At 60.2% G+C, this 22,766-nt stretch carries 25 protein-coding genes and 1 other annotated feature; of the genes, 20 read left to right on the forward strand and 5 right to left on the reverse strand.

Annotation, left to right across the window (positions count from 1 at the left end; translation table 11 throughout):
* The first annotated feature begins 10 nt into the window (after positions 1-10).
* Genes J3350_RS03910 through J3350_RS03935 form a run of 6 tightly spaced genes read left to right on the forward strand, consistent with a single transcriptional unit; the run spans position 11 to position 5,665 of the window.
* Positions 11-547, forward strand: coding sequence for a Gx transporter family protein (locus J3350_RS03910; protein ID WP_207685761.1), 537 nt, complete (start codon positions 11-13; stop codon positions 545-547).
* 12 nt (positions 548-559) lie between these two features.
* Positions 560-3,016 carry an endopeptidase La gene (gene lon, locus J3350_RS03915; protein ID WP_207685762.1) on the forward strand — a complete coding sequence of 819 codons (2,457 nt, stop codon included), beginning with the start codon at positions 560-562 and terminating at the stop codon, positions 3,014-3,016.
* Positions 3,017-3,031: 15 nt separating this feature from the next.
* The gene (yihA, locus tag J3350_RS03920) at positions 3,032-3,628 is read left to right on the forward strand and encodes a ribosome biogenesis GTP-binding protein YihA/YsxC (protein WP_207685763.1); all 597 of its coding nucleotides are present in this window, start codon (positions 3,032-3,034) and stop codon (positions 3,626-3,628) included.
* Positions 3,629-3,632: 4 nt separating this feature from the next.
* Positions 3,633-4,385 carry a class I SAM-dependent methyltransferase gene (locus tag J3350_RS03925; RefSeq protein WP_207685764.1) on the forward strand — a complete coding sequence of 251 codons (753 nt, stop codon included), beginning with the start codon at positions 3,633-3,635 and terminating at the stop codon, positions 4,383-4,385.
* Between the two features lies 1 nt (position 4,386).
* The gene (gene hslO / locus J3350_RS03930) at positions 4,387-5,304 is read left to right on the forward strand and encodes an Hsp33 family molecular chaperone HslO (protein ID WP_207685765.1); all 918 of its coding nucleotides are present in this window, start codon (positions 4,387-4,389) and stop codon (positions 5,302-5,304) included.
* Positions 5,297-5,665, forward strand: a complete 369-nt coding sequence (locus J3350_RS03935; RefSeq protein ID WP_158577530.1) for a tetratricopeptide repeat protein — start codon at positions 5,297-5,299, stop codon at positions 5,663-5,665. The genes hslO and J3350_RS03935 overlap by 8 nt, the downstream gene beginning before the upstream one ends.
* Before the next feature lie 41 nt (positions 5,666-5,706).
* Here J3350_RS03935 and J3350_RS03940 read toward each other — a convergent pair whose 3' ends face one another.
* The gene (locus J3350_RS03940) at positions 5,707-6,855 is read right to left on the reverse strand and encodes a sporulation protein YqfD (RefSeq protein ID WP_207685766.1); all 1,149 of its coding nucleotides are present in this window, start codon (positions 6,853-6,855) and stop codon (positions 5,707-5,709) included.
* A 12-nt stretch (positions 6,856-6,867) separates the two neighbouring features.
* Positions 6,868-7,164, reverse strand: coding sequence for a YabP/YqfC family sporulation protein (locus tag J3350_RS03945; protein ID WP_242960672.1), 297 nt, complete (start codon positions 7,162-7,164; stop codon positions 6,868-6,870).
* A 75-nt stretch (positions 7,165-7,239) separates the two neighbouring features.
* Between J3350_RS03945 and J3350_RS03950 the strand changes: the two genes are divergently transcribed.
* From J3350_RS03950 to tyrS, 14 genes are all read left to right on the forward strand, one after another.
* Entirely contained in the window at positions 7,240-8,313 is a 1,074-nt protein-coding gene (locus J3350_RS03950) for a hypothetical protein (RefSeq protein ID WP_242700117.1), read from the forward strand.
* Between the two features lie 97 nt (positions 8,314-8,410).
* On the forward strand, positions 8,411-8,776 hold the full coding sequence (locus J3350_RS03955) for an Asp23/Gls24 family envelope stress response protein (RefSeq protein WP_370569257.1): 366 nt from the start codon (positions 8,411-8,413) through the stop codon (positions 8,774-8,776).
* Positions 8,777-8,791: 15 nt separating this feature from the next.
* Positions 8,792-9,235 (forward strand): transcription antitermination factor NusB, encoded by a 444-nt coding sequence (gene nusB / locus J3350_RS03960; protein ID WP_097792265.1) that lies wholly within the window; start codon positions 8,792-8,794, stop codon positions 9,233-9,235.
* The gene (locus J3350_RS03965) at positions 9,232-10,173 is read left to right on the forward strand and encodes a glycoprotease (RefSeq protein ID WP_118552911.1); all 942 of its coding nucleotides are present in this window, start codon (positions 9,232-9,234) and stop codon (positions 10,171-10,173) included. The genes nusB and J3350_RS03965 overlap by 4 nt, the downstream gene beginning before the upstream one ends.
* On the forward strand, positions 10,161-11,384 hold the full coding sequence (gene xseA / locus J3350_RS03970) for an exodeoxyribonuclease VII large subunit (RefSeq protein WP_207685768.1): 1,224 nt from the start codon (positions 10,161-10,163) through the stop codon (positions 11,382-11,384). Before J3350_RS03965 ends, xseA begins: the two co-directional genes overlap by 13 nt.
* Positions 11,362-11,583 (forward strand): exodeoxyribonuclease VII small subunit, encoded by a 222-nt coding sequence (xseB, locus tag J3350_RS03975; RefSeq protein WP_223381341.1) that lies wholly within the window; start codon positions 11,362-11,364, stop codon positions 11,581-11,583. The genes xseA and xseB overlap by 23 nt, the downstream gene beginning before the upstream one ends.
* 13 nt (positions 11,584-11,596) lie before the next feature.
* Positions 11,597-12,478: a polyprenyl synthetase family protein gene (locus J3350_RS03980; protein WP_207685769.1), complete on the forward strand. Its 882-nt coding sequence runs from the start codon at positions 11,597-11,599 to the stop codon at positions 12,476-12,478.
* A gap of 26 nt (positions 12,479-12,504) precedes the next feature.
* Complete coding sequence (locus J3350_RS03985) at positions 12,505-12,975, forward strand: divergent PAP2 family protein (protein WP_097792261.1); 471 nt, start codon at positions 12,505-12,507, stop codon at positions 12,973-12,975.
* 56 nt (positions 12,976-13,031) lie between these two features.
* Complete coding sequence (dxs, locus tag J3350_RS03990) at positions 13,032-14,915, forward strand: 1-deoxy-D-xylulose-5-phosphate synthase (RefSeq protein ID WP_207685770.1); 1,884 nt, start codon at positions 13,032-13,034, stop codon at positions 14,913-14,915.
* The gene (locus J3350_RS03995; protein WP_207685771.1) at positions 14,912-15,715 is read left to right on the forward strand and encodes a TlyA family RNA methyltransferase; all 804 of its coding nucleotides are present in this window, start codon (positions 14,912-14,914) and stop codon (positions 15,713-15,715) included. Before dxs ends, J3350_RS03995 begins: the two co-directional genes overlap by 4 nt.
* A gap of 22 nt (positions 15,716-15,737) precedes the next feature.
* Positions 15,738-16,589 (forward strand): NAD(+)/NADH kinase, encoded by an 852-nt coding sequence (locus J3350_RS04000; RefSeq protein WP_207685772.1) that lies wholly within the window; start codon positions 15,738-15,740, stop codon positions 16,587-16,589.
* Positions 16,590-16,613: 24 nt separating this feature from the next.
* The gene (locus J3350_RS04005; protein WP_097792258.1) at positions 16,614-17,099 is read left to right on the forward strand and encodes an arginine repressor; all 486 of its coding nucleotides are present in this window, start codon (positions 16,614-16,616) and stop codon (positions 17,097-17,099) included.
* 16 nt (positions 17,100-17,115) lie between these two features.
* Entirely contained in the window at positions 17,116-18,792 is a 1,677-nt protein-coding gene (gene recN / locus J3350_RS04010) for a DNA repair protein RecN (RefSeq protein ID WP_207685773.1), read from the forward strand.
* A gap of 34 nt (positions 18,793-18,826) precedes the next feature.
* Positions 18,827-19,085 (forward strand) — a binding site (T-box leader).
* Between the two features lie 63 nt (positions 19,086-19,148).
* Positions 19,149-20,366, forward strand: coding sequence for a tyrosine--tRNA ligase (gene tyrS, locus J3350_RS04015; RefSeq protein ID WP_118552919.1), 1,218 nt, complete (start codon positions 19,149-19,151; stop codon positions 20,364-20,366).
* Between the two features lie 118 nt (positions 20,367-20,484).
* Here the strand turns inward: tyrS and J3350_RS04020 are convergent, their stop codons facing one another.
* The 3 genes from J3350_RS04020 to dapA all read right to left on the reverse strand — a co-directional run bounded on the left by J3350_RS04020 (position 20,485) and on the right by dapA (position 22,733).
* The gene (locus tag J3350_RS04020) at positions 20,485-20,952 is read right to left on the reverse strand and encodes an ACT domain-containing protein (protein WP_097792255.1); all 468 of its coding nucleotides are present in this window, start codon (positions 20,950-20,952) and stop codon (positions 20,485-20,487) included.
* Positions 20,953-20,998: 46 nt separating this feature from the next.
* A complete protein-coding gene (gene dapB, locus J3350_RS04025; RefSeq protein WP_118552921.1) occupies positions 20,999-21,757 on the reverse strand; it encodes a 4-hydroxy-tetrahydrodipicolinate reductase in 759 nt (252 codons plus the stop codon).
* Positions 21,758-21,842: 85 nt separating this feature from the next.
* Positions 21,843-22,733 carry a 4-hydroxy-tetrahydrodipicolinate synthase gene (gene dapA / locus J3350_RS04030; protein ID WP_097792253.1) on the reverse strand — a complete coding sequence of 297 codons (891 nt, stop codon included), beginning with the start codon at positions 22,731-22,733 and terminating at the stop codon, positions 21,843-21,845.
* Between the last annotated feature and the right edge of the window lie 33 nt (positions 22,734-22,766).

Here is a 22,766-nt window from a genome sequence, read left to right on the forward strand (position 1 = left end):
AGGCCCTTTCATGCCGAACCACCGCCGCAACGATTCCAAGACCCACAGCATCGCCCTTTCGGGGCTGCTGTTTGCGCTGGCCATGGCGCTCTCATTCGTTGAGGGCACACTGGTGCTTCCCGGCCTTTTGCCGGGCATGAAGCTGGGGCTGGCGAATATTGTGGTGATGTACGCATTGTTCTTTATGGGGCCGAAGCAGGCGCTCGTGCTGGATCTCCTGAAAGCGCTGTTCGTCTTTCTGGTCTCCGGCTGGACGGCGGGATTCCTCTCGCTGTGCGGCGGTCTGCTCTCGCTGCTGGTGATGTGGCTGCTGTATTATCACGCACCGGTGCGCCCCACCTGGTACATCCTCTCGGTATGCGGTGCGCTGTTCCACAACATCGGTCAGCTTCTGGGTGCCAGTGTGATCTTATCCTCGGCGGTCTCCCTCTATTATACGCCGGTGATGCTGGTGCTCGGCCTCGTGATGGGCGCACTGACGTCCATCACACTCCGGGCGCTGCTGCCGGCTCTGGGCCGCTTGGGCTACAATATAAAAGAAAAATAAGAGGTTTTGCATATGTCTGAAAAAGTCACGGTCCGGGTGGAGCGGAACATCCTCCATCTGCCCGCCATCGCTCTGCGGGGGCTTGTCGTCTTTCCCAACAACCTGCTTCATTTTGAGGTAGGCCGCGAAAAGAGCATTGCCGCTGTGGAGTGGGCGGTCAGCAATCACTCCAACGTTTTCCTGATCGCACAAAAGGATATGAAGGCCGACGACCCCGGTGCCGACGGCCTGTACAATTACGGCGTCGTGGCCGAGATCAAGCAGGTCATGCGGGTGTCGGACGACCTCGTCCGCATCTTGGTGGAGGGCAAATACCGCGCCCGGCTCACCGAGATGGACACCGACGGCAGCTTCCTGCTGGCTTCGGTCCGGCCCACGCCGGTGCGCCCCGTCAACCCTGATGAAGAGGCCGAGGCCGACGCGCTGCTCCGCAACGTGAAGAAGAGCTTTGATGAGCTGTTGAGCCTGAACCCCCGCATCGGCAAGGATGTGGTGTTCGCGGTCAACTCCAACAACGACCCGGCGTTTCTCTGCGAGTATATCCCGGCCAACCTCCTGTTCCGCTTTGAGGATAAGCAGGCTGTGCTGGAAGAGGGAACGCTTCTGGGCCGTCTGCGCCTGCTCGTGGAGCGGATGCACCGCGAGCGCCGGATGCTGGAGATCGACAAGGAGATCGCGCAGAAGGTCGATGAAGCCATGGACAAGAACCAGCGCGACTACTACCTGCACGAGCAGATGCACATGATCAGCGAGGAACTGGGCGAGGACGATGACACCACCGCCGAGGCCGAGGAATACCGCCGCAAGATCACGGCCCTGCACCTCGACGCCGAGCGGGAGAAGAAGCTCCTCAAGGAAGTGGACCGTCTGGCCAAAATGCAGAGCAGCAACCAGGAGGGGACGGTCATCCGCACCTATCTGGATACCTGCCTGGAACTGCCATGGAACACCTTCACCGAGGACGATCTCGACATCGCCAAGGCACAGCACATCCTGGACCGCGACCACTACGGCCTGAAAAAGGTCAAAGACCGCATCCTCGAAGTGCTGGCGGTCCGCAAGCTGGCCCCGGACGTCAAGGGCCAGATCATCTGCCTGGTCGGCCCTCCGGGTGTCGGCAAGACCAGCATCGCGCGTTCCATCGCCGAGAGCCTGGGCCGCAAGTATGTCCGCCTGAGCCTGGGCGGTGTGCGGGATGAGGCCGAGATCCGCGGCCACCGCCGCACCTATATCGGAGCCATGCCCGGCAAGATCATCAGCGCGATGATCACCGCAAAAAGCTCCAACCCCCTGATGCTCCTCGACGAGATCGACAAGCTGGCGGGCGATTTCCGGGGCGACCCGGCGGCCGCTCTGCTCGAAGCTCTGGACCCGGAGCAGAACGCCACCTTCAACGATCACTTCATCGATATGCCGTTCGATCTGAGCCATGTGCTCTTTATCACCACAGCCAACGACCTGAGCGCCATCCCCGGCCCGCTGCGCGACCGGATGGACGTCATCGAGCTGCCCAGCTATACCCGCGTGGAAAAGTACAACATCGCCCGCAAGCATCTGGTGCCCAAGCAGCTCAAGGCCTGCGGGCTGGCCGGCAAAGTCACCTTCTCCCAGAGCGCCCTGTACGGCATCATCGACGGCTATGTCCGCGAGGCCGGCGTCCGCAATCTGGAGCGCACCATCACCAGTGTGCTGCGCAAATGCGCCCGCAAGATCGCATCCGGTGAGGTGGAGAGCTTCTCCGTGACCGGCTCCAATCTGGAAGAGCTGCTGGGCCCCAAAATGGTCAAGCCCGATTTCCTCAACCGCACCAACGCCATCGGCATCGCCAACGGTCTGGCCTGGACCAGCATCGGCGGCGAGACCCTGCCCATCGAGGTGCAGGTCATGGACAACGGCAGCGGCAAGATCACAGTCACCGGTTCGCTCGGTGACGTGATGAAGGAGAGCGCGCAGCTGGCTGTGACCTACGTCCGCGTCCACGCCAATGAATACGGCATCGACCCGGAGCGGCTGAAGAAGTGTGACCTGCACATCCACGCCCCCGAAGGGGCCGTGCCCAAGGACGGCCCCTCTGCCGGTGTCACCCTGACCACGGCGCTGGTGTCCTGCCTGTCCGGCATTCCGGTGCGCGGCGATGTCGCCATGACCGGCGAGATCACCCTGCACGGCAATGTGCTGCCCATCGGCGGCCTGCGCGAGAAGAGCATGGCCGCATACCGCGAGGGGATGAAGACCGTCCTCATCCCGAAGGACAATGTCTCCGACCTGTACGAGGTGGACGACGAGGTCAAGAAGAACATCCAGTTCCTGCCCATGTCCAACCTGGCGCAGGTGCTCAACGCCGCGTTGCTCAAACCCAAGACTGTTTCCGCCCGCCACTCGCACCCCGGCAAAAAAGCCAAGAAGCCTGCGGACGCTGCGGCCATCCCGCAGACGACCGAGCAGCCCAAGCCGGGTGCCGTCTGCTGAAAAAGGAGTGCAGCTATGAACTACAACAATGCGGATTTTATCGCCAGCTATGGCATTTCCAGCCAGCTGCCGGACAGTGACCGCCCGGAGCTGAGCTTCTCCGGCCGCTCCAACGTGGGCAAGTCCAGCCTCATCAACAAGCTGTGCAACCGCAAAAACTTGGCCCGTGTGTCCAGCACACCGGGCAAAACGGCCACCATCAATTTCTATTCGGTGGACGACTGCTATTTTGTGGATCTGCCCGGCTATGGCTACGCCAAGGTCAGCAACGCCGACCGCGAGCGCTGGGACGACCTCATCAACAGCTACTTCGAGGCGCCCCGCCACCACACCCTGCTGGTGCAGCTCATCGACTGCCGCCACGCCCCCAGTGCAGACGATCTGCAGATGCTGAAGTATCTGCACTACCATGAGATCCCGTTCATCGTGGCGCTGACCAAGGCGGACAAGCTCAAAAAGAGCCAGCTGGCCAAGACGCAGGCGGAGTTCGAAACGCTCTGCCTGCCATACGGCTGCCGGAAGGTCGTGCTGACCAGCGGCGAAAATGGCTACGGCATCCCGGAGCTGCAGGCCGTTCTGAACGAGGCCGTCGCCGAAGAGGATGCGGAGTAACGCCATGGCTTACAATGAATTTGCCTACTTCTACGATGAATTCAACGGGGAAGCCGACTACGATGCCCTCTATGCCCACATCCACAAGGAGCTGACCGCCCACGGCATTGCAGACGGCATCCTGGCAGACCTGGGCTGCGGCACGGGCGAGCTGACCCTGATGCTGACCCAGGCGGGCTATGATATGATCGGCATTGACCAGTCGGAGGAGATGCTCTGCGTCGTGCGGGACAAAGCCGAACAGCTGGGCCTTTCGGGCAGGCTGCTGCTGTTGCAGCAGGACCTGCTCAAGCTCGACCTCTACGGCACCATCCGGGGTGCTGTGTCCACCTTCGATACCTTCAACCATATCCCGGACCTCGACACAGCCATTGCCAACGCCGGGTTTTTTATGGAAGAGGGCGGCGTCTTCCTGTTTGATATGAACACCCCGTACAAGCACCAGCAGGTGCTGGGGGAGAACGCCTTCACCTTTGAGGAAGAGGACGCAAGCTGTGTCTGGCGCAACCATTACAGCGCCGAGGACCGCCGGGTGGAGATCACCGTGGACATCGACTACCGGGAGACCGGGGAGCATTTCCATGAGCAGTTCTACGAATACACCTACGACCTCGCTGCCATCCGTGCGGCGCTGGAACGGCACGGCTTTGTGCTGGAAAGCGTCTGCGACGGCGAGACGTTCGGCCCGCTGACCGAGGAAAGCGAGCGCTATTTCTTCTGCGCTGTCAAGCAGTATACCCAATTGGAGGAACAATAATATGTCGAATCTGATCCGCGGCCTGTCGGAAAACGGCGGTGTCGTCTTCTGCGGTGTGGACTCTACCGCGATCGTCCGCAAGGCCGAGCAGCTCCACAAAACCAGTGCGACCTGCAGCGCCGCCCTTGGCCGTCTGCTGACGGGAGCCGCCCTGATGGGCTCCATGCTCAAGGATGACCGGGACACCATCACCCTGCGCGTTTCGGGCAGCGGCCCGGCGGGTGTCCTCATCGCCTGCACCGACGGCACCGGCAACGTGAAGGGCTGCATCGACAACCCGCTGGTGGAGCTTCCGCTCAAAGAAAACGGCCATCTGGATGTCGGCGGTGCCGTCGGCAGGGACGGTGTGCTGACCGTCATCCGGGATAACCGCCTGCAAAAAGAACCGACCGTCGGCCAGGTGCCCCTTGTCTCCGGTGAAATCGCTGAAGACCTGACCAGCTACTATGCCTACAGCGAGCAGGTGCCCACCGTCTGTGCACTGGGCGTTCTGGTCGATAAAGACCTGACCATCGCCTGCGCAGGTGGCTATCTCATCCAGCTGCTGCCCGGTGCCACCGATGCCGAGATCACCCAGCTGGAACAGAACATTGCCGCCATGCCCTCCGTCACTGAAATGCTCCGCGCGGGCAAGACGCCGGAGGATATGATGCAGCTGGCTCTGAAGGGCTTTGAGCCCAACGTCCTCGACGAGCGGGATGTCGCATACCAGTGCGATTGCAGCCACGAGCGCACCGAAGAGATGCTGCTCAGCCTCGGCAAAAAGGAGCTGGAAAAACTCCGTGACGAGGACCCCAACTGCGAGGTCGTCTGTCACTTCTGCCACACCAAGTATCAGTTCGACCTGAACGAGCTGGTCCAAAAGGCTGTAGATAAGCACAAAACGCCCGTGCCGACTGAGGAAAATGAAAGTGTCTGATTACTATGCTCCTTGTAAAGAACTTGACGAATGTAATGCGTTGATTGAACAGTATTGGAACACAAAGCGATATGAATTGTGTTTTGCAGGACATTTGAAACTTGCAGAAAAGGGATATCCTCTGGCGGAATGTCAAGTGGGATATTTCTATCTGGAAGGTTATGGGGTTCAAAAAAATCTCACACAGGCATTTTATTGGACGGAACGTGCCGCGCAGCATGGTGACCGCGATGCACAATTCAATCTGGGGTGGTTCTATGAAAATGGAATCATTGTTCCAAAAGATTTGGAAATTGCAAATGTGTGGTATCATAAAGCGGCAGCGCAACAACAGACGGATGCGTTGGAAAAATTAAAATAGTATGAAACGGCGGCAGAGAGTTTCTTGCTCTCTGCCGCTGTTTACTCTGCGCAGATATTGGCAACGATGGTATAAACGACCCGGTAATAGAGAATGTTGTTTTCGATGGAGATGTCCTCTTTCTGTGCCACAAACGCGGCGTCCGGATAGACGTTGAAAAGTGCCTGCAAACTGTGCAGTTTCGCAAGTGCGAGCGCCTGCTCTTCGGTGTATGGAATTTCCTGCTCTGTTTGTTCGGAATACGTCGTCTCTTCCACCGAAAAGGGAAGGCCAAACCCAAGAATATCCGGTTGGATATGCCGTGTCGTCACAAGTGCAGTTTCTTCTGAAAAAGGCTTCCATGATGGAAGTGAAATGCGCTGCCCATTTGTTGAGATCACCCGTTTTGAAAAGCGCTTTCCTGTCAGCCGCTTTGCAGTAATTTTCAGCGGTTCTTCCTGTGTGCTTTCCCAGTCGAATTGCGCAAAGACCGCACCGGAAGCAGGCTCATAGATCAACGTTCCGTCCCGCTCGGTGCGGGAGGTACCAATGAGCAATTGCCCGACCTCCACAGCCTGTCCTGGTGCAGCAAGCATCGTCCCGCTGATAAGATTGGTGCGGATCACCGTTCCGGCCGCTTTGGCAAAGACGCCGTCGGCCTTCCCGACGGCGATGTCGGGCACCGGTTTTGCGGCGGCTGCTTCTACCACGAGCCGCCCGTCCAGAAAGTTCAGGCTTGCCCAGGAAAACTCGCTGCTCTGCAAAAGAGCGTATTCGCCTGCGGTCAGTTTTTCCTGCGTGACAGCGCTTCCGGGCATCAGCTGCACCTGCTCCCGCAGGATTGCCTCGGCCCGCGCTCGCTGCCCGGTGGTCAGGCTGCCTGCATCCACGGCCCAGACAAGATCCTGTGACCAGACCAGCAGGGGAACGAACAGTAAAACACCCACCCACAGCCCGCGCCGCCGCAGAAAGGGCCGCAGCCGGAAGTACAACCCGGTGCGGGTCTGAATGCGCAGCCGTACCCGCCGCTTTCGGGCCAGTGCCGCAAGGTTTCGGTACTGCCAGGCCGCGCACCGGCCCGAAAAGCCGCCGGGTGCAGGGGAGACCGCTGAGAGATGCAGGCCCGCCCGCGCCGCTTCGGAGAGCAGGCTTTCGGCATCGCCGTTTTGCGCTGTGAACCACACCCCCGCCCAGAGCAGCCGTACATCCATCGTCTCTTCCTCCTAATGCCCGCCGTCGCCGTCAAATTCGGTGCGCAGAACGCGCCCCCGCAAAGTGATGCGGTGCGCGGCCAGCGTTTCGATGTGCAGTTCGTCTCCATAGACCGTGAACCGCCCCCGCCGGAATTCCAGACAGAGCTTTTCTTCGTCGTAGGTCAGGATGCGCCGGAACTGCTCGATCTCCATCCGGTCGCCGCTGCGGTAGACCGACGGCTGACCGTAAAACCCGCGCGGCGGCTGGCGGAACATCCGCCAGAGCCATTCGCGCAGGGAAAGCTGCCCGCTCCGCTGTTTTTTCACGCCCGCTCCCTCCCCATACCTGCTGTGCAAGGCGACGCCCCCTGTTCCATATATATGGAAGCGGAGGGGTTGCGTATGTATCAGATCGGTCTGTTTTTGCTGGCGGTTCTGGCGGGCGCACTGCCGTTTGCGGTGCCGCAGGCCTGCGGGCAGGCGCTTCGGGAGGGTCTGGCCCTCTGCGCCGGGCCGCTGCTGCTGTCGCTTTTTCCGTTTCTGGCGGTGTCGTCGCTGCTGGTCCAGTGCCCGGCGGGCGACCTGTTGGCCATCCCGCTCCGGCCCGCGGCGTGGTGCATCGGGGTGCAGGCTCCCTGTGCGGCGCGGGTCCTGCTCATCGGTCTGTTCGGCGGCTTTGCCCCGGCAGCAAACGCGGCGGCACAGGCCGTCCGCACCGGGCAGCTCACCCCGCGCCAGGCGGATGCGCTCCTGCCCGCCTGCGTCTGTTCCGGGCCGTCGTTCGTGGTCCTGACGGTTGGGCAGACGCTGCTCCACAGCACGGAGCTTGGCATCCTGCTGTTTCTGGCGCAGCTGAGCGCCGGGTATCTTACGGCTGCGCTGCTGAACCGGCTTTCGGGGGCAGAGCAGCCGGCCACGTACACCGCTCCGCCGCCCGAAGTCCAGCCGCCGCAGCTGACCGACCTTCTCACGCATGCGACCATGGCGTATCTGAAGCTCTGCGGCTTCGTGCTCTTCTTCCGGATGCTGGCGGCGGGGGTGGGCGCTGTGTTCCCGCCTGCCGTGGGCACCGTGTGCGCCATGCTGTTGGAAGTCTGCTCCGGCTGCGACCTTGCCGCCCGCACCGGGCCATGGGGCAGTCTGCTCTGCTGCGCTGCCCTCAGTGTGCAGGGGCTTTCGGTCCTGCTGCAGGTCCGTGCGCTCTGCCCGCCCGAAATGACCCTGCGGCCCCTGCTTGCGGGGCGGCTGCTCCACCTGCCGCTTTCGGTGGGGCTGTTCTGGCTGCTTTTGCCGCAGGGGGAGCAGAGCGTCTTCAGCACCCTGCCGCCGCAGGTGGTCCCGATGCGCCGTCTGCCACCGGACTGCCTGCTGCTGGTGTTCTTTGTGTGCTGCCTTGCCGTCTGCCAGCTGACCCGCCTTTTGCAAAAGCCAGACCTGGAACCAAAAGAAACAGTTGTGAATCGGGCCGAAAGATGATATAATAAGCATAAGCATTCAATGGCAGGGAACGCTCCCTGCAAAGATGGAAATAAAAAGAATGAGCAAACGCTCATTTCAGATGGAGGACCATAGAATGGATTTACAGAATATGGATCTTAACGGCGGGACCCTGCAGATTTCCACCGAGGTCATTGGCAAGATCGCGCGCTGCGCTGCACTGGAAGTGGACGGTGTGTCCGAGGTTTCCTGCGGCAAGCAGAACAAAAAAGTGAAGGACTTGCTGGAAGCCGCCAGCATCCAGCCGGCCGTTACCGTGGAAATGCGGGACGGCACCGCAGAGCTGACCCTGAATCTGGTGGTCGCTTTTGGTGCGCGCATCCCGGCCGTGGCCGAAAAAGTACAGGAAAACGTGAAGACTGCTGTTCAGAACATGACCAATGTGACCGTGAGCCGCGTCAATCTGGTCATTGCGGGTGTTGCCGCCGAAGAACAGGAATAAGGTGAGAGGAATACTATGGAAAATATTTTGCCCCGTCGTGAAGCCCGCGAGAATGCGTTTCTGCTGGCTTTTTCGCAGACGTTTGGTGACGTGCCCCTGCGGGAGGCTCTGCTCAACAACACCGAGGATGAAGAGCATCCCGTGGATGTGTTCGGCAAGCGGTTGCTGAACGCTTACTATGACCATTCCGCTGAGGTGGACGACCTCATCAGCAGCCATCTGCGCAACTGGACCATGTCCCGTCTGCCCCGCGTGAGCCTGACGGTGCTGCGCCTGGCTCTGGCAGAGATGCTGTACGGCGACGAGAAAAAGGTTGGCGTCGTCATCAACGAGGCGGTCGAACTGACCAAGAAATACGGAGCAGATGAGGATTACCAGTTCGTCAACGGTCTGCTGGGCACCGTCGCGCGGGAGCAGGGTCTGGACACTGCCGAAGATGCAGCGTCCGAAGAGCCGTGAGCCGCTATACACTGGGCATCGACACAAGCAATTATGCAACCTCTCTGGCAGTTTTTGACACAGCCGGAGAGGTTGTTTGTGCAAAGAAACGGTTTCTCCCGGTCAAGGAGGGCCAGCTGGGCCTCCGCCAGAGCGATGCGCTGTTCCACCACACCACCGCTCTGCCCGAAATGCTGGAGGAACTGAGCCGGGAGTTCGACCTGACGCAGATCGCGGCGGTGGGCGTTTCGCAGAAGCCCCGCCCCGTGGAGGGAAGCTATATGCCCTGCTTCCTGGCGGGCGTCAGTGCAGCCACGGCTTTTGCCAGAGCGCGGGGCATCCCGCTCGTCCACACAACCCATCAGCAGGGGCATGCCGCCGCTGCTCTGTTTGCCGCCAAAGGGGAGGAGCTGTTCCGCCAGAAGGTGCTGCTCTTCCACATTTCCGGCGGCACCACCGACCTGCTGCTCTGCGACGAGGTCAGGCAGATCACGACGCTGGGCACCAGCAGCGATCTCTACGCCGGGCAGGCCGTGGACCGCGTGGGCGTCAAGCTGGGCTTTCCGTTCCCGGCAGGTGCCGAAGTCTCCCGCCTGGCAGCGTTGTGCGAAGAGCCCATCCGGCCAAAGTCCAGCGTCAAAGGGATGACGTGCAGTCTTTCCGGTCTGGAAAATCAGTGCAATGCGCTGCTGCAAGCCGGAAAAAGCCCGGAGTACGTCTGCAAATACTGCCTGCTCTGCGTGGCCGATACCGTCGTCCGGATGACGAAGGCGGCGCAGAAGGAATACCCCGGCCTGCCGGTGGTCTGCGCGGGCGGCGTCATGAGCAGCGATATCATCCGCGTGTGGGTGCAGCAGCGCCTGCCGCAGGTGTATTTCGTGCCGGGCCGGTATTCCAGCGACAACGCCATCGGTGTGTCCATCCTTGCCGCACGGGAGGCCGGATTATGGCTGAAGTGATCTCCGTCTCGGCGCTGAACCAATACGTCAAGACCCTGCTGGATGCCAACGACCTCCTGTTCGACCTTGCTCTCCGGGGCGAGATCGCGAACTTTGTTCAGAATGCCCGCAGTGGCCACTGTTATTTTTCGCTGCGGGACGAGACGAGCAGCGTCAAAGCGGTGATGTTCCGGTCGGACGCGCGGCGGCTCGGTTTCCGCCCCGAAGAGGGGATGAAGGTCATCGTCCGCTGCCGCGCTACCCTGTACGAGCGAGACGGTGCGTTCCAAGTCTATGTCAACGACATGTTCCCGGACGGCATCGGTTCGGCGCAGCTTGCCTTTGAGCAGCTGAAAGCAAAACTCGACCGGGAGGGTCTGTTTGCCGCCGAACGCAAAAAGCCGCTGCCCCGGTTCCCGAAGTGCATTGGCCTCGTCACCAGCAAGACGGGGGCCGCGCTGCAGGATATCCGGAACGTCATCGGGCGGCGGTGGCCTGCCGTGCGGCTGCTGCTCTGCCCGGTCAGTGTGCAGGGATTTGAAGCGGCTGACGAGATCGCCGCAGCCATCGACCGGCTGGACAAGTCCGGTCAGGTAGACGAGATCATCGTGGCGCGCGGCGGCGGAAGCCGGGAAGACCTCTGGGTCTTCAATGCTGAGCGCATTGCGCGGGCCGCATCCCGCTGCAAAACACCACTCATCAGCGCCATCGGTCACGAGATTGACTTTACGATCCTGGACTTTGTGGCAGACCAGCGTGCCCCGACCCCATCGGCGGCGGCAGAGCTTGCCGTGCCCGACCGGGCCGAATTTTCACGAAAATTATGCAATTTGGAAGAAAATATTCACATTTCTATCCAAAACAGGCTGAGTTTATGCTATAATAGGCTGGACGAAACGGTGCAGCCGCTTTCCCGGCAGAACATGCAGGCGCAGCTTGCAGGCCGCCAGCAGCAGTTGGAGGCAGTTTCCGGGCAGCTGCAAACGGCCGCGCGGGAAAAGCAGCAGGACGCCGGGCTGCGTCTGCGCCATGCGGCTGCGCTGGCTGCAACGCTGAACCCGTATGGCGTCCTCGCGCGGGGCTATGCGCTCGTGCAGGACGAAAAAGGCCGCATCTGTGCGCCGGATGCCCTTCGCGAAGGGCAGAAGATGACGCTCTGCGGCGCAGTGAACCGCATCCATTGTACCGTGGATGCCGTGGAGGGACCCAATGAGAGCACCCAAGAGCTTTGAAGAAGGAATGGACCGGCTGGAAGGCATCCTTGACCAGATGCAGCAGCCGGAAACGACGCTGGCGGAATCGGTCAAGCTCTATGCGGAGGCCGCATCCCTGACCGATTACTGCCGCGCAACGTTGGAAAAGGCTTCGCTGCAGCTGGACGAGATCGACGCCAAGCGCACCGCCGCCCCGCAGCCGGAAGCAGACAACTAAGGAGGATCTATCAATGGATTACGCAAAGCAGTATCAGGAGTATCTGGTGCGGGTCAATGCTGCGCTGGAGACTGCCTGCAACACCTATCTGCCCGAAGAGTCGGACGTCTGCCGTGCAGCCCGCTACAGCCTGCTGGGCGGCGGAAAGCGCATCCGTGCCGTACTGGTGCTGGCCGTCTGCGATATGCTGAACGGTGATGCCGCCGCTGCCGACCAGTTTGCCGCCGCCGTGGAGATGCTGCACTGCTATTCGCTGATCCACGACGACCTGCCCTGCATGGACAACGACGACCTGCGCCGGGGCAAGCCCTCCTGCCACAAGGCATTTGGCGAGGCCACGGCCATGCTGGCTGGTGATGTCCTGCTGACCGAGGCGTTTGATGTCATCGCCAACGTCGAAGCCCCTGCCATCGTCAATGTGCGGGCAGCCAGAGCGCTGGGAGCCGGTGCAGGCAGCCGCGGCATGGTCTACGGCCAGGAGCTGGATCTGAAATATGAGGCTCTGGCTGCGACCGAAGAACAGCTGCGCCTCATTCACCGCAACAAGACCGGTGCGCTCATCAACGCAGCCGTCCAGATGGGCGCTGCCGCTGCGCAGGCCAACGAGACCCAGTGCCGGGAGCTGGAGGGCTACGCCTACGGCATCGGTCTGGTGTTCCAGATCGTGGACGATGTGCTGGATGTCATCGGCTCGCAGGAGCAGCTGGGCAAGCCCATCGGCAGCGACAGCGAGAACGGCAAGACCACCTTCGTCACTCTCTACGGCACCGAGGGTGCGATGGAGCTGGCCCGCAGGCTGAACGAGCAGACCTGCGCGTCTCTGCGCACAGAATTTGGCGAAAAGAGCGCCTTCCTGGAGCAGCTTGCCAGGGAACTGCTGGTCCGCCGCAGCTGAACAAACAAAAAGAAAGAGAGCATAACATGCAACTGATCCGCGATGTTTTGAACCTGAATCCGATCCTGACGGTGGCGCTTCTGGCGTGGTTCGTCGCGCAGGTATTGAAGACCCTCATCAATTTTATCCTGCTGGGCAAGTTCCAGCTGGAGCGGATGTGGGGAGACGGCGGTATGCCCAGCGCCCACAGCGCGACCGTCTGCGCCATGGTCATCGCCACGGCCCGGAGCGAGGGCTTCAGCTCGGCAATCTTTGCGGTGGCCGCAGTCGTCGCCATCATCACGATGCACGACGCCATGGGTGTCCGCCGCGAGACCGGCGAACAGGCCAAGGTGCTGAACAAGATGATCGAGCAGTGGATCGACGTAACGGAAAAGAACGCCCCCTTCCTCCAGAACATGCACCTGAAGGAAATGGTCGGCCACACGCCGCTGCAGGTCCTGGCCGGTTTTGTGGTCGGCTGCGTGGTCGGGGCACTGTACCCGATGGCGCTCTGAGTCGATTTCTGGCGGGCAGTCCCGCCGATTCCAAATTGTGAGAAGGACGTGAATCTATGAATTCGCCTTTGCTGGAAAAAATCTCGCAGCCCAGCGATCTCAAAAAGCTCTCCGGCCAGCAGGTCGAGCAGCTTTGTGCGGACATCCGCGAATTTTTATTGGAAAACGTATCCAAGACCGGTGGCCATCTGGCCTCCAACCTGGGGGCTGTGGAGCTGACGGTAGCGCTGCACCGCGTCTTTGCGACCCCGCAGGACGAGATCGTGTTCGATGTGGGCCACCAGTGTTATACGCACAAGCTGCTGACCGGCCGCCGCGAGGGCTTTGCAAAGCTCCGCCAGCTCGACGGCCTGTCCGGTTTCCCGAACCCCAACGAGAGTGAACACGACGCCTTCATTTCCGGCCACGGCAACACCGCGCTGTCGGTCGGCATCGGCATTGCGTGGGCCAAAAAGCTGCGGGGGGAGCCGGGACAGGTGATCGTGCTCATCGGCGACGGTGCCTTTACCGGCGGCATGGTCTACGAGGGAATGAACAACATCGGCAGCCTGGACAATCTGCTCGTCGTTCTGAACGACAACAAGATGTCCATCTCCAAAAATGTGGGTGCACTGTCCCGCTACCTCAAGCGTCTGCGCACCACCAACCGCTACTTCGATGCCAAGGAGAACGTGCGCAGCTTTCTGGACCACGTGCCCGTGGTCGGCACACCGCTCAAGGTGACCATCCAAAACAGCAAGGCCATGGTGCGCCGCGCCATGTACCACTCCACCATGTTTGAGGATATGGGCTTCCATTACTACGGCCCCTTTGACGGCAACAATGAACAGGAAGTCGAGCGGATTCTGCGCAGTATCCATAAGCAGCCAGGCCCGCACTTCCTGCATGTCGTCACGAAAAAGGGCAAGGGTTACGCGCCCGCCGAGAGCAACCCCGGCAACTTCCATGGGGTCTCGAAGTTCGACCTCATCGATAGCATCCCGGACCCGGAGGTCGCCCCGAAGGAATCGTTCTCGACCGTATTCGGTAACCTGCTGAATCAGGAGGGAGCAGCGGACAAAACCATCTGCGCCATCACGGCAGCGATGAAGTACGGCACCGGTCTGCAATTCTTTGCACACACGCACCCGGAGCGGTTCTTTGATGTAGGCATGGCCGAGCAGCATGCAGTAACCTTTGCCGCCGGTCTTGCCAGCCAGGGAATGCTGCCGGTGGTCTGTATTTATTCCACCTTTTTACAGCGCTCCTATGACCAGATCATCCACGATGTCAATCTGCTCAATGAGAACGTCGTCTTCGCCATCGACCGTGCCGGTTTTGTCCCGGCCGATGGTGAGACCCATCAGGGCATCTTTGACCCGGCTTTCCTGAGCCAGGTCGGCATCCCCATCTATTCACCGTCGAACTATGCAGAGTTGCGGCACTGGCTGCCGATTCTGCTGGGCAAGGACCAGAAGGGCCCCCGCGCCATCCGCTATCCGCGCGGCGGCGAAAGCGCGGTGCTGGCGGCTTACGGCTGTTCGGGCAAAGCGTACGACCGGATGCACACGGCACCCGGCGCGCAGGTTGCACTGGTCAGCTACGCCGACGAAGTGGAGGATGTGCTCCAGGCAGCTCAGATTCTGGGGGAGGAAAACCTGCCCTGCGACGTTTATAAGCTTGTAAAGGTGTTCCCCTTTACAGATGATCTCGTTGATGAAATCCGTCGTTATCCGGTCGTTTTGTTTGCCGAAGAGTGTGTCGCCTGCGGCGGAATCGGCGAGCACCTCGAAGCCGCACTGTATCAGGCAGGCTGGAAGGGAACTTACATCCACCGGGCCGTTGAAAACGTTCGTCTGCCCCACGCGACCGTCCCGCAGATCAAGGAGGCGACCGGTCTGGACGCCGCCCATCTGGCACAGACAGTCCGTGAGCACAGGAAAGGAGAAACTGCATCTTGAAAATCCGATTGGATCAATATCTGGTTCAGCATGGCCTGATCCAGAGCCGTGAACGTGCCAAAGCCATGATCATGTCCGGCGTCGTCTTCGTCAACGAGCAGAAGGTGGACAAGGCCGGTGAGATGATCAAGGAAGACGCAAAAGTCGAGGTGCGCGGCCACGACATCGGTTATGTCAGCCGCGGTGGTCTGAAGCTGGAAAAAGCAATGCAGTGTTTCCCGCTGACCCCCAACGGCAAGGTCTGCATGGACATCGGTGCGTCCACCGGTGGCTTCACCGACTGCATGCTCCAAAATGGTGCGGTCAAGGTCTATGCCGTCGATGTCGGCTACGGCCAGCTGGCCTGGAAACTGCGCACCGACGAGCGGGTCGTGAACATGGAACGCACCAACATCCGCAGCGTTACCTCCGACCAGCTGGGCGAACCCATTGAATTTTTCAGTGTGGATGTCTCGTTCATCTCGCTGCATCATATCTTCCCGGTGGCGCAGGCGATCACCACATCGGACGCCATGGGCGTCTGTCTGGTCAAGCCGCAGTTCGAGGCCGGCCGCGAAAAGGTCGGCAAGAACGGCGTCGTGCGCGACCCGGCCACCCATTGCGAGGTGCTGCACAATGCGATGGGCTACGCAGCGGCCAACGGCTTCGCCGTGCGCGGGCTGGATTTCAGCCCCGTCAAAGGCCCGGAAGGCAACATTGAGTACCTGATGTTCGTGCAGAAGAGCGCAGAGCCCGCCGTGCTGGACGACAGTGTGGCAAAACAGGTCGTGGAAGCCAGCCATTCGACGCTGGACCACTGAGAGCAGAAAGAAGGTGCTGGGTGTGACTGTTTATATTTCACCCAACCCCGGCAAAGCGATGGCCTACGGCATCTCGCAGCGGGCCGCGCAGATCCTGCTGACCCACGGTGCCAGGGTGCTGATGCAGACCGACCTCAAGGCCGAATGCGACACGATGGGTGTGGAGTATCTGCCGCAGGAGGAATGCCTCGAAAAAACGGATGTCATCCTGACCATCGGCGGGGATGGCACCATCCTGCACGAGGCCAACCTCTCGCTGGAATACCGGAAGCCCATCCTCGGCATCAACCTGGGGCGCTGCGGCTTTCTGGCTACCTGCGAGATCAACGAGATGGAACAGAAGCTTTCTGCCGTTGCGCGGGGAGATTATCTGCTGGACCACCGGATGCTGCTTTACGTCCGCGTTCTGGGCGACGACAGCTGGGAGGGCCACGCCCTCAACGATGTCGTCATCACCAAGGGCCGTTTGCAGCAGGCCATTGATTTCAGCATCTACTGCGATGACATCCTGGTCGAGCATTACCGCGGAGATGGTGTGATCGTGGCTACGCCAACCGGCTCCACGGCCTATTCGCTGGCGGCCGGCGGGCCCATCCTGGACTCGCAGACCAAGGGCGTGGTCGTCACGCCCATCTGCCCACACAGCCTGGCCAGTCCGGCCATGGTGTTTGCGCAGGAACGCAAGATCAACATCTGCGTCGGTCAGGTCGCGGACGAGGAAGTCTTCGTCAGCTGCGATGGTGCGGCAGGCTATTCTCTGCATGCCGGTGCCACCGCCGAAGTGCGGCTGAGTGACCAGATCGTGCAGCTCATCACCTTCAGCAAAGCCGACCAGTTTCAGGCCATCGACCAGAAACTGCGCGGCAGACGGTAAGTTTTGACAGAAAGGGGAACCGATATGGCCAGCAGCCGAGGCGATGCCAAAAGCAAGCGGGAGCGTCAGCAGACGATCCTGCGGCTGATCCAGGAGCATCCGATCAGCCGTCAGGAGTCCCTGCTCGACCACCTGCGAAATGAGGGATTCGATGCCACACAGGCCACGATCTCCCGCGATATCCGAGAGCTCAGCCTGGTCAAAGCAGCCACGAGCACCGGCTACCGGTATGTTTCCAGCCACAACGAGGCGCTGAACCCGAAGATCCAGGGCCGTTTTGAGACGATCTTCCACGAGTCTGTTCTGGGGGTGGATTTTGCCGGACACGTCGTTCTGGTCAAATGCTACTCCGGCATGGCGAATGCCGCCTGTGAGGTGTTTGACGCCCTGAAATGGAAAAATGTTGTCGGGACCTTGTCCGGCGACGATACCTTCCTGATCGTGGCCCGCTCGGAGCGCGATGCAAAGACCATCTGCTCGGAGCTGACCCACCACATCGGACAGAAATAATGCGGGAGAAATTACCATGCTGAGCAGCCTGCAAATTGAAAATGTTGCAGTCATCCAGAAAGCCGACGTGCATTTTGAAAAGGGTCTGAACGTCCTCACCGGCGAGACGGGCGCGGGCAAGTCGATTTTGATCGACTCCATCAATGCCATTCTCGGCAACCGGACGTCCAAAGACCTTGTGCGCACCGGGGCGGCCAAAGCGGTCATTCGTGCCGCCTTTGATGACGTGCCGGGTGCCGTGCTGGACAGCCTGGAAAAGGCCGGATATGAGCGCTCCGATGCCCTGACCCTGAGCCGCGAGATTACAGCCGAGGGCAAAAGCACCTGCCGCATCAATGGGATGCCTGCCACAGCCGCCATCCTGCGGGAGCTGTGCGGCGGGCTGATCAACATCAACGGCCAGCACGACTCCGTCGGCCTGCTGAACCCGGCCCATCACGAGGGGATTTTGGACGCTTATGCGCAGAATGGTGCCGCATTTCAGGCGTACTATACCGTTTACCGGGAGCTCATCAAGGTCAAAAAAGAGCTGGATGCCATCATCACCGATGAGACCGAAAAGCAGCGGAAGATCGACCTGCTGAGCTATCAGGTGCAGGAGATCGAGGATGCCGCCCTGACCGAAGGCGAGGAGGAGACGCTGAGCGCCCGCCGCAAGGTGCTGGCGAACGCCTCCACCATCCGGGAGCGGATCTCTCAGTGCTATGCGCTTCTTTCCGGCGATGATGAGACGCCCGGCGCGGTGGACCTGCTGGGCGAAGCCTCCAACGCGATCGACGCAGCAGCGCAGGTGGACAACACGCTTTCGGATGCCGCCGGGCAGCTGCTCGACCTCTATTATACGGCCAAAGACGTCTCGGCGGACCTCATCGGGCGGCTGGACGGATATGATACAAATGATGCAGAGCTGGACGAGATTGAGCAGCGCATCGACCTCATCTATAAGCTCAAGCGCAAGTATGGCGACACGGTGGAAGACATCATCGCCTTTGGAAAGGCCGCGCGGGAGGAGCTGGACCGCATCCAGTTTTCGCAGGAGCGGGCCGAACATCTGCAAGCGGAAAAGCACCGTCTGTATGTTCTGGCGCGGGACAAGGCCGAGGTCCTGACCCAGACCCGTCTGCGGGCCTTTGAGGAGCTGAACAGGCGCATCTCCGGTACGCTGGATTTCCTCAACATGCCCGGTGTCCGGATGACGCTCCGCCATGCGCGCGGCCCGCTGGCCAGCCATGGACAGGACAGCGTGGAATTTTATATTTCCACCAACCCCGGTGAGGCCCCGAAGCCTCTGGCAAAGATCGCGTCCGGCGGCGAGCTGAGCCGCATCACACTGGCCATCAAGAACGCGATGGCCGATAAAGACGCCGTGCCCACCGTCATCTACGATGAGATCGACAGCGGCGTTTCGGGCAAGGCGGCCAGCCGCATCGGCGAGGTGCTCAAGCAGAGCGCGCAGGATCATCAGATCCTCTGCATCACGCACACGGCACAGATCGCCGCTCTGGCCGACTGCCATCTGCTTATCCAGAAAAATGTTGCAAACGAGCGCACCTATACCGAGATCCATCCGCTGGATCAGGAGGGCCGGGTGGATGCTCTGGCGCACATCATCTCAGGCGACCATGTCACCGAGCTTTCCCGTGCCAATGCGCGGGAAATGCTGGGCCTTGCCGAGAGCGAAACTCGTGATTGACAAGTTTCCGGAATTGTGCTACACTGGCTTTTGTTGAAAGGCGATGAAGGGAACAAGTACCCTGAAGCGCTCTGCCCAGAGAGGTCCCGGTCGGTGCAAGGGGCGTGCAGAGCAGTGGGGGAAATACCTCCCGGAGCTGTAAGCTGAATGAGAGAACTCTCTAGTAGGCTGTGCCGCGTGCGAGCGTTACAAACGCAGGAGTGTCGTCCTACTCTGGGGCATGCACTCGTGAGGCCGCTTCCGTGAGGGAACGGCAAACAGAGGTGGTACCGCGAACATTTCTCGCCCTCTGCCAAATTTATTTTGGCAGGGGGCGTTTTTTATCCCTCTGCCCACAAAACAGGAGGAAAAAACTCATGACTCTGTACGAAGAACTCAAGGCCCGCGGTCTGGTGGCGCAGATCACCGACGAGGAGATCATCGACCTCATCAACAACGGCAAGGCAACCTTCTACATCGGCTTCGACTGCACTGCCGACAGCCTGACCGCAGGCCATTTCATGGCGCTGACCCTGATGAAGCGCCTGCAGATGGCTGGCAACAAGCCCATCGCTCTGATCGGCGGCGGCACCACCATGATCGGCGATCCCTCCGGCCGTACCGACATGCGCAAGATGCTGACCAAAGAGGACATCGCCCACAATGCCGCCTGCTTCAAAAAGCAGATGGAAAAGTTCATCGACTTCTCCGAGGGCAAAGCGCTGATGCTGAACAACGCCGACTGGCTGCTGAACCTGAACTACGTCGAGCTGCTGCGTGATGTGGGTGCCTGCTTCTCGGTCAACAACATGCTGCGCGCCAAGTGCTACGAGCAGCGGATGGAGAAGGGCCTGTCCTTCCTCGAATTCAACTACATGATCATGCAGAGCTACGACTTCTACTACATGTTCCAGCATTACGGCTGCAACATGCAGTTTGGCGGCGACGATCAGTGGAGCAACATGCTGGGCGGCACTGAGCTCATCCGCCGCAAGCTGGGCAAGGACGCCTACGCCATGACCATCACCCTGCTGACCGACTCCCAGGGCAAGAAAATGGGCAAGACCGCCGGCAACGCCGTCTGGCTTGACCCCAACAAGACCAGCCCCTTCGAGTTCTACCAGTACTGGCGCAATGTCGGCGATGCCGATGTCATGAAGTGCATCCGGATGCTGACCTTCCTGCCGCTGGAGCAGATTGACGAGATGGCCACCTGGAAGGATCAGCGCCTGAACGAGGCAAAGGAGATCCTGGCCTACGAGCTGACCAGCATGGTCCACGGCAAGGAAGAGGCCGACAAAGCCCAGAACGCCGCCCGCGCCCTGTTCAGCGGTGCAGCCGATACCGAGCACATGCCCACCACCCAGCTGACCGAGGCAGACCTGACGGACGGCTCCATCGGCATCCTGACCGTGATGGTCAAGGCTGGTCTGGCCGCCTCCAACGGTGAGGCCCGCCGTCTGGTCACCCAGGGAGGCGTCCTCGTTGATGGTGAGAAGGTCGCCGCTCCCACCGTCAGCTTCACGGCAGAGCAGCTGGCCAATGGCATCGTCATCAAGAAGGGCAAGAAGATCTACCACAAGGTCACACTGTAAAGCGCTTTTGCAAAACACAGCAAACCACTCACAACATTAAGAGCCGCCCGCTTCTCAAAACCGAGAAGCGGGCGGCTCTTGTTGCACGTCGAAAATATTTGAGATGGATCGGGCTTTTTTACAGCTCGAATGCCTTCTTCAGCACATCGTAGGCAGCATCCTCGTTTTCTGCGCGAACCAGAAGGGAAATATCCAGATCGCTGGTGGTGATGAGCAGCACTTCGATGTCTGCCATGGCCAGAGCGTTCAGGGCACGGGCTGCCACACCGCAGCTGGTGACCATCTCTTCACCAAAGAGGTTCAGCTTGGAGTAGCCCACGCTGATGAGCGGGGAAGCCTTGGCATCCTTGTCGAGGTTGGCGGCCGAGATGGCTTTCATCACGAGGGGCAGGTCGCTGGCCGAGGCCGTAAAGCTGAAATCCATGGTGGTGCCATGGGGTGCGCTCTGGCTGATCATATCCACCACGACGCCGGTATCCGCAAAAATCTGTAAATACCGTGCCAGACTGTTGCCCTTGAACTCGACATCCTGGACGCTGATCATCATCAGACTGGGTTCAATGTTGATCTTCGAAACACCGTACATAGTAAACACTCCATTCTGCCCATACGGGCTGCAAGATCCGGCGGGATCACATTTCTGCGATCATGTTACCCATATTGTACAGTCCCGGCTCCTTTTTTGCAAGATAAACAGCGGCATTGATGGCACCGTTTGCAAAAATGCTGCGGGAATAGGCGGTATGCTTGAGGGTGATGACCTCGTCCGGGCCGCAGAACAGCACCTCGTGGTCGCCCACGATGCTGCCGCCGCGCACCGAGCTGATGCCGATCTCCTTGGGGTCGCGCTTCTGGCGGACGGAGGAGCGGTCGTAAACGTAGTGATATGCGCCGTCGTTCTCTTCGTTGATGGCGTCGGCCAGCATCAAAGCCGTGCCGCTGGGGGCATCCAGCTTGTTGTGGTGGTGCTGCTCCACGATCTCCACATCATACGCAGCACCCAGAATGGCCGACGCGCGCTTGCACAGCTCAGACAGCACATTGATGCCGATGGACATGTTGGCGCTCTTGAACACGGGCACTGTGCGGGACAGCTGCACGACCTTGAGCTGCAGCTCTTCGGACAGGCCGGTGGTGCAGACCACGATGGGCAGCTTGTGTGCCTCGCAATAGGGCAGGGCCTTTTCCACGGCAGCGGGGGAGCTGAAGTCGATGACTACATCGCCCTTGCCGTCCAGCTTTTCCAAGCTGTCGTAAACGGGGATGCCGTTCTGCTCGCCGTCCTTCACATCAATACCGGCAATGACACGGCAGTCTTCCCGCTGGGCGATCATCTCGCACAGCACATGTCCCATCCGGCCGCCGATGCCCTGAATGATAATATCCGTCATTTGATCTTACCTCGTTCTTTGATTTTCCGAAAAGGCCAAATGCCCGGAAGAACGTTCCACCGGGCATTTGTGCGTTGTTCTGTTGTTATTTCAGGAGGCCTTCTGCGGCAAGCGCCTGTTCGATCTTCTCCTTGTGTGCGTCGCTGGGCTCCACCAGAGGCAGGCGGCAGGCACCGGCGTTCCAGCCCAGCACGTTCATGGCGTACTTGACCGGGATGGGGTTGACCTCGCAGAAGAGAGCGTCTGCCAGCGGCAGGATCTCCAGCTGCAGCTGGCAGGCCTTCCGGGTGTCGCCGTCGAACCAAGCCTTGCAGCAGTCATGCATCAGCTCCGGCTTGACGTTGGAGACGACGCTGATGACGCCCTTGCCGCCGAGGGACAGCAGGGGGACTACCTGGTCGTCGTTGCCGGAGTAGATGTTCAGTTCATCGCCGCACAGCTGTGCAATCTTCGCCACCTGTGAAATGTTGCCGGACGCTTCCTTGATGCCATTGATGAGCGGGTGCTTGCTCAGCTCCAGAGCCGTCTCCGGGGCAATGTTCAGGCCGGTACGGGAGGGCACGTTGTAGAGGATGACCGGGATCCCAGCCGCATCAGCCATGGCGGTGAAGTGCGCGATCAGGCCCGCCTGGGTGGTCTTGTTGTAGTACGGGGTGACCAGCAGCAGGGCATCGGCGCCGCACTCGGCAGACTTTGCAGCCAGTGCGCAGCCGTGGTCGGTGTCGTTGGAACCGGCACCCGCGATGACGGGCACCCGGTGGTTGACGGTATCGACGGTGAACTTGATGGCAGCCAGCTGCTCTTCATCGGTCATGGTGGAGCACTCACCGGTGGTTCCGCAGATGACGATGGCATCGGTGCCGCGCGCGATCTGGTCCTCGATGATGCGGCCCAGTTCGTCAAAATTGACGCTGCCATCCTCGTACATCGGGGTGATGATCGCTACGCCCGCGCCGGTAAAGACAGGATTTTTCATAGTGTAAGATCTCCTTTTGCTGTGTTTGGGAAC

Source organism: Faecalibacterium sp. Marseille-Q3530 (genome assembly GCF_017377625.1).
Taxonomy (GTDB): Bacteria; Bacillota; Clostridia; order Oscillospirales; family Ruminococcaceae; genus Faecalibacterium; species Faecalibacterium prausnitzii_E.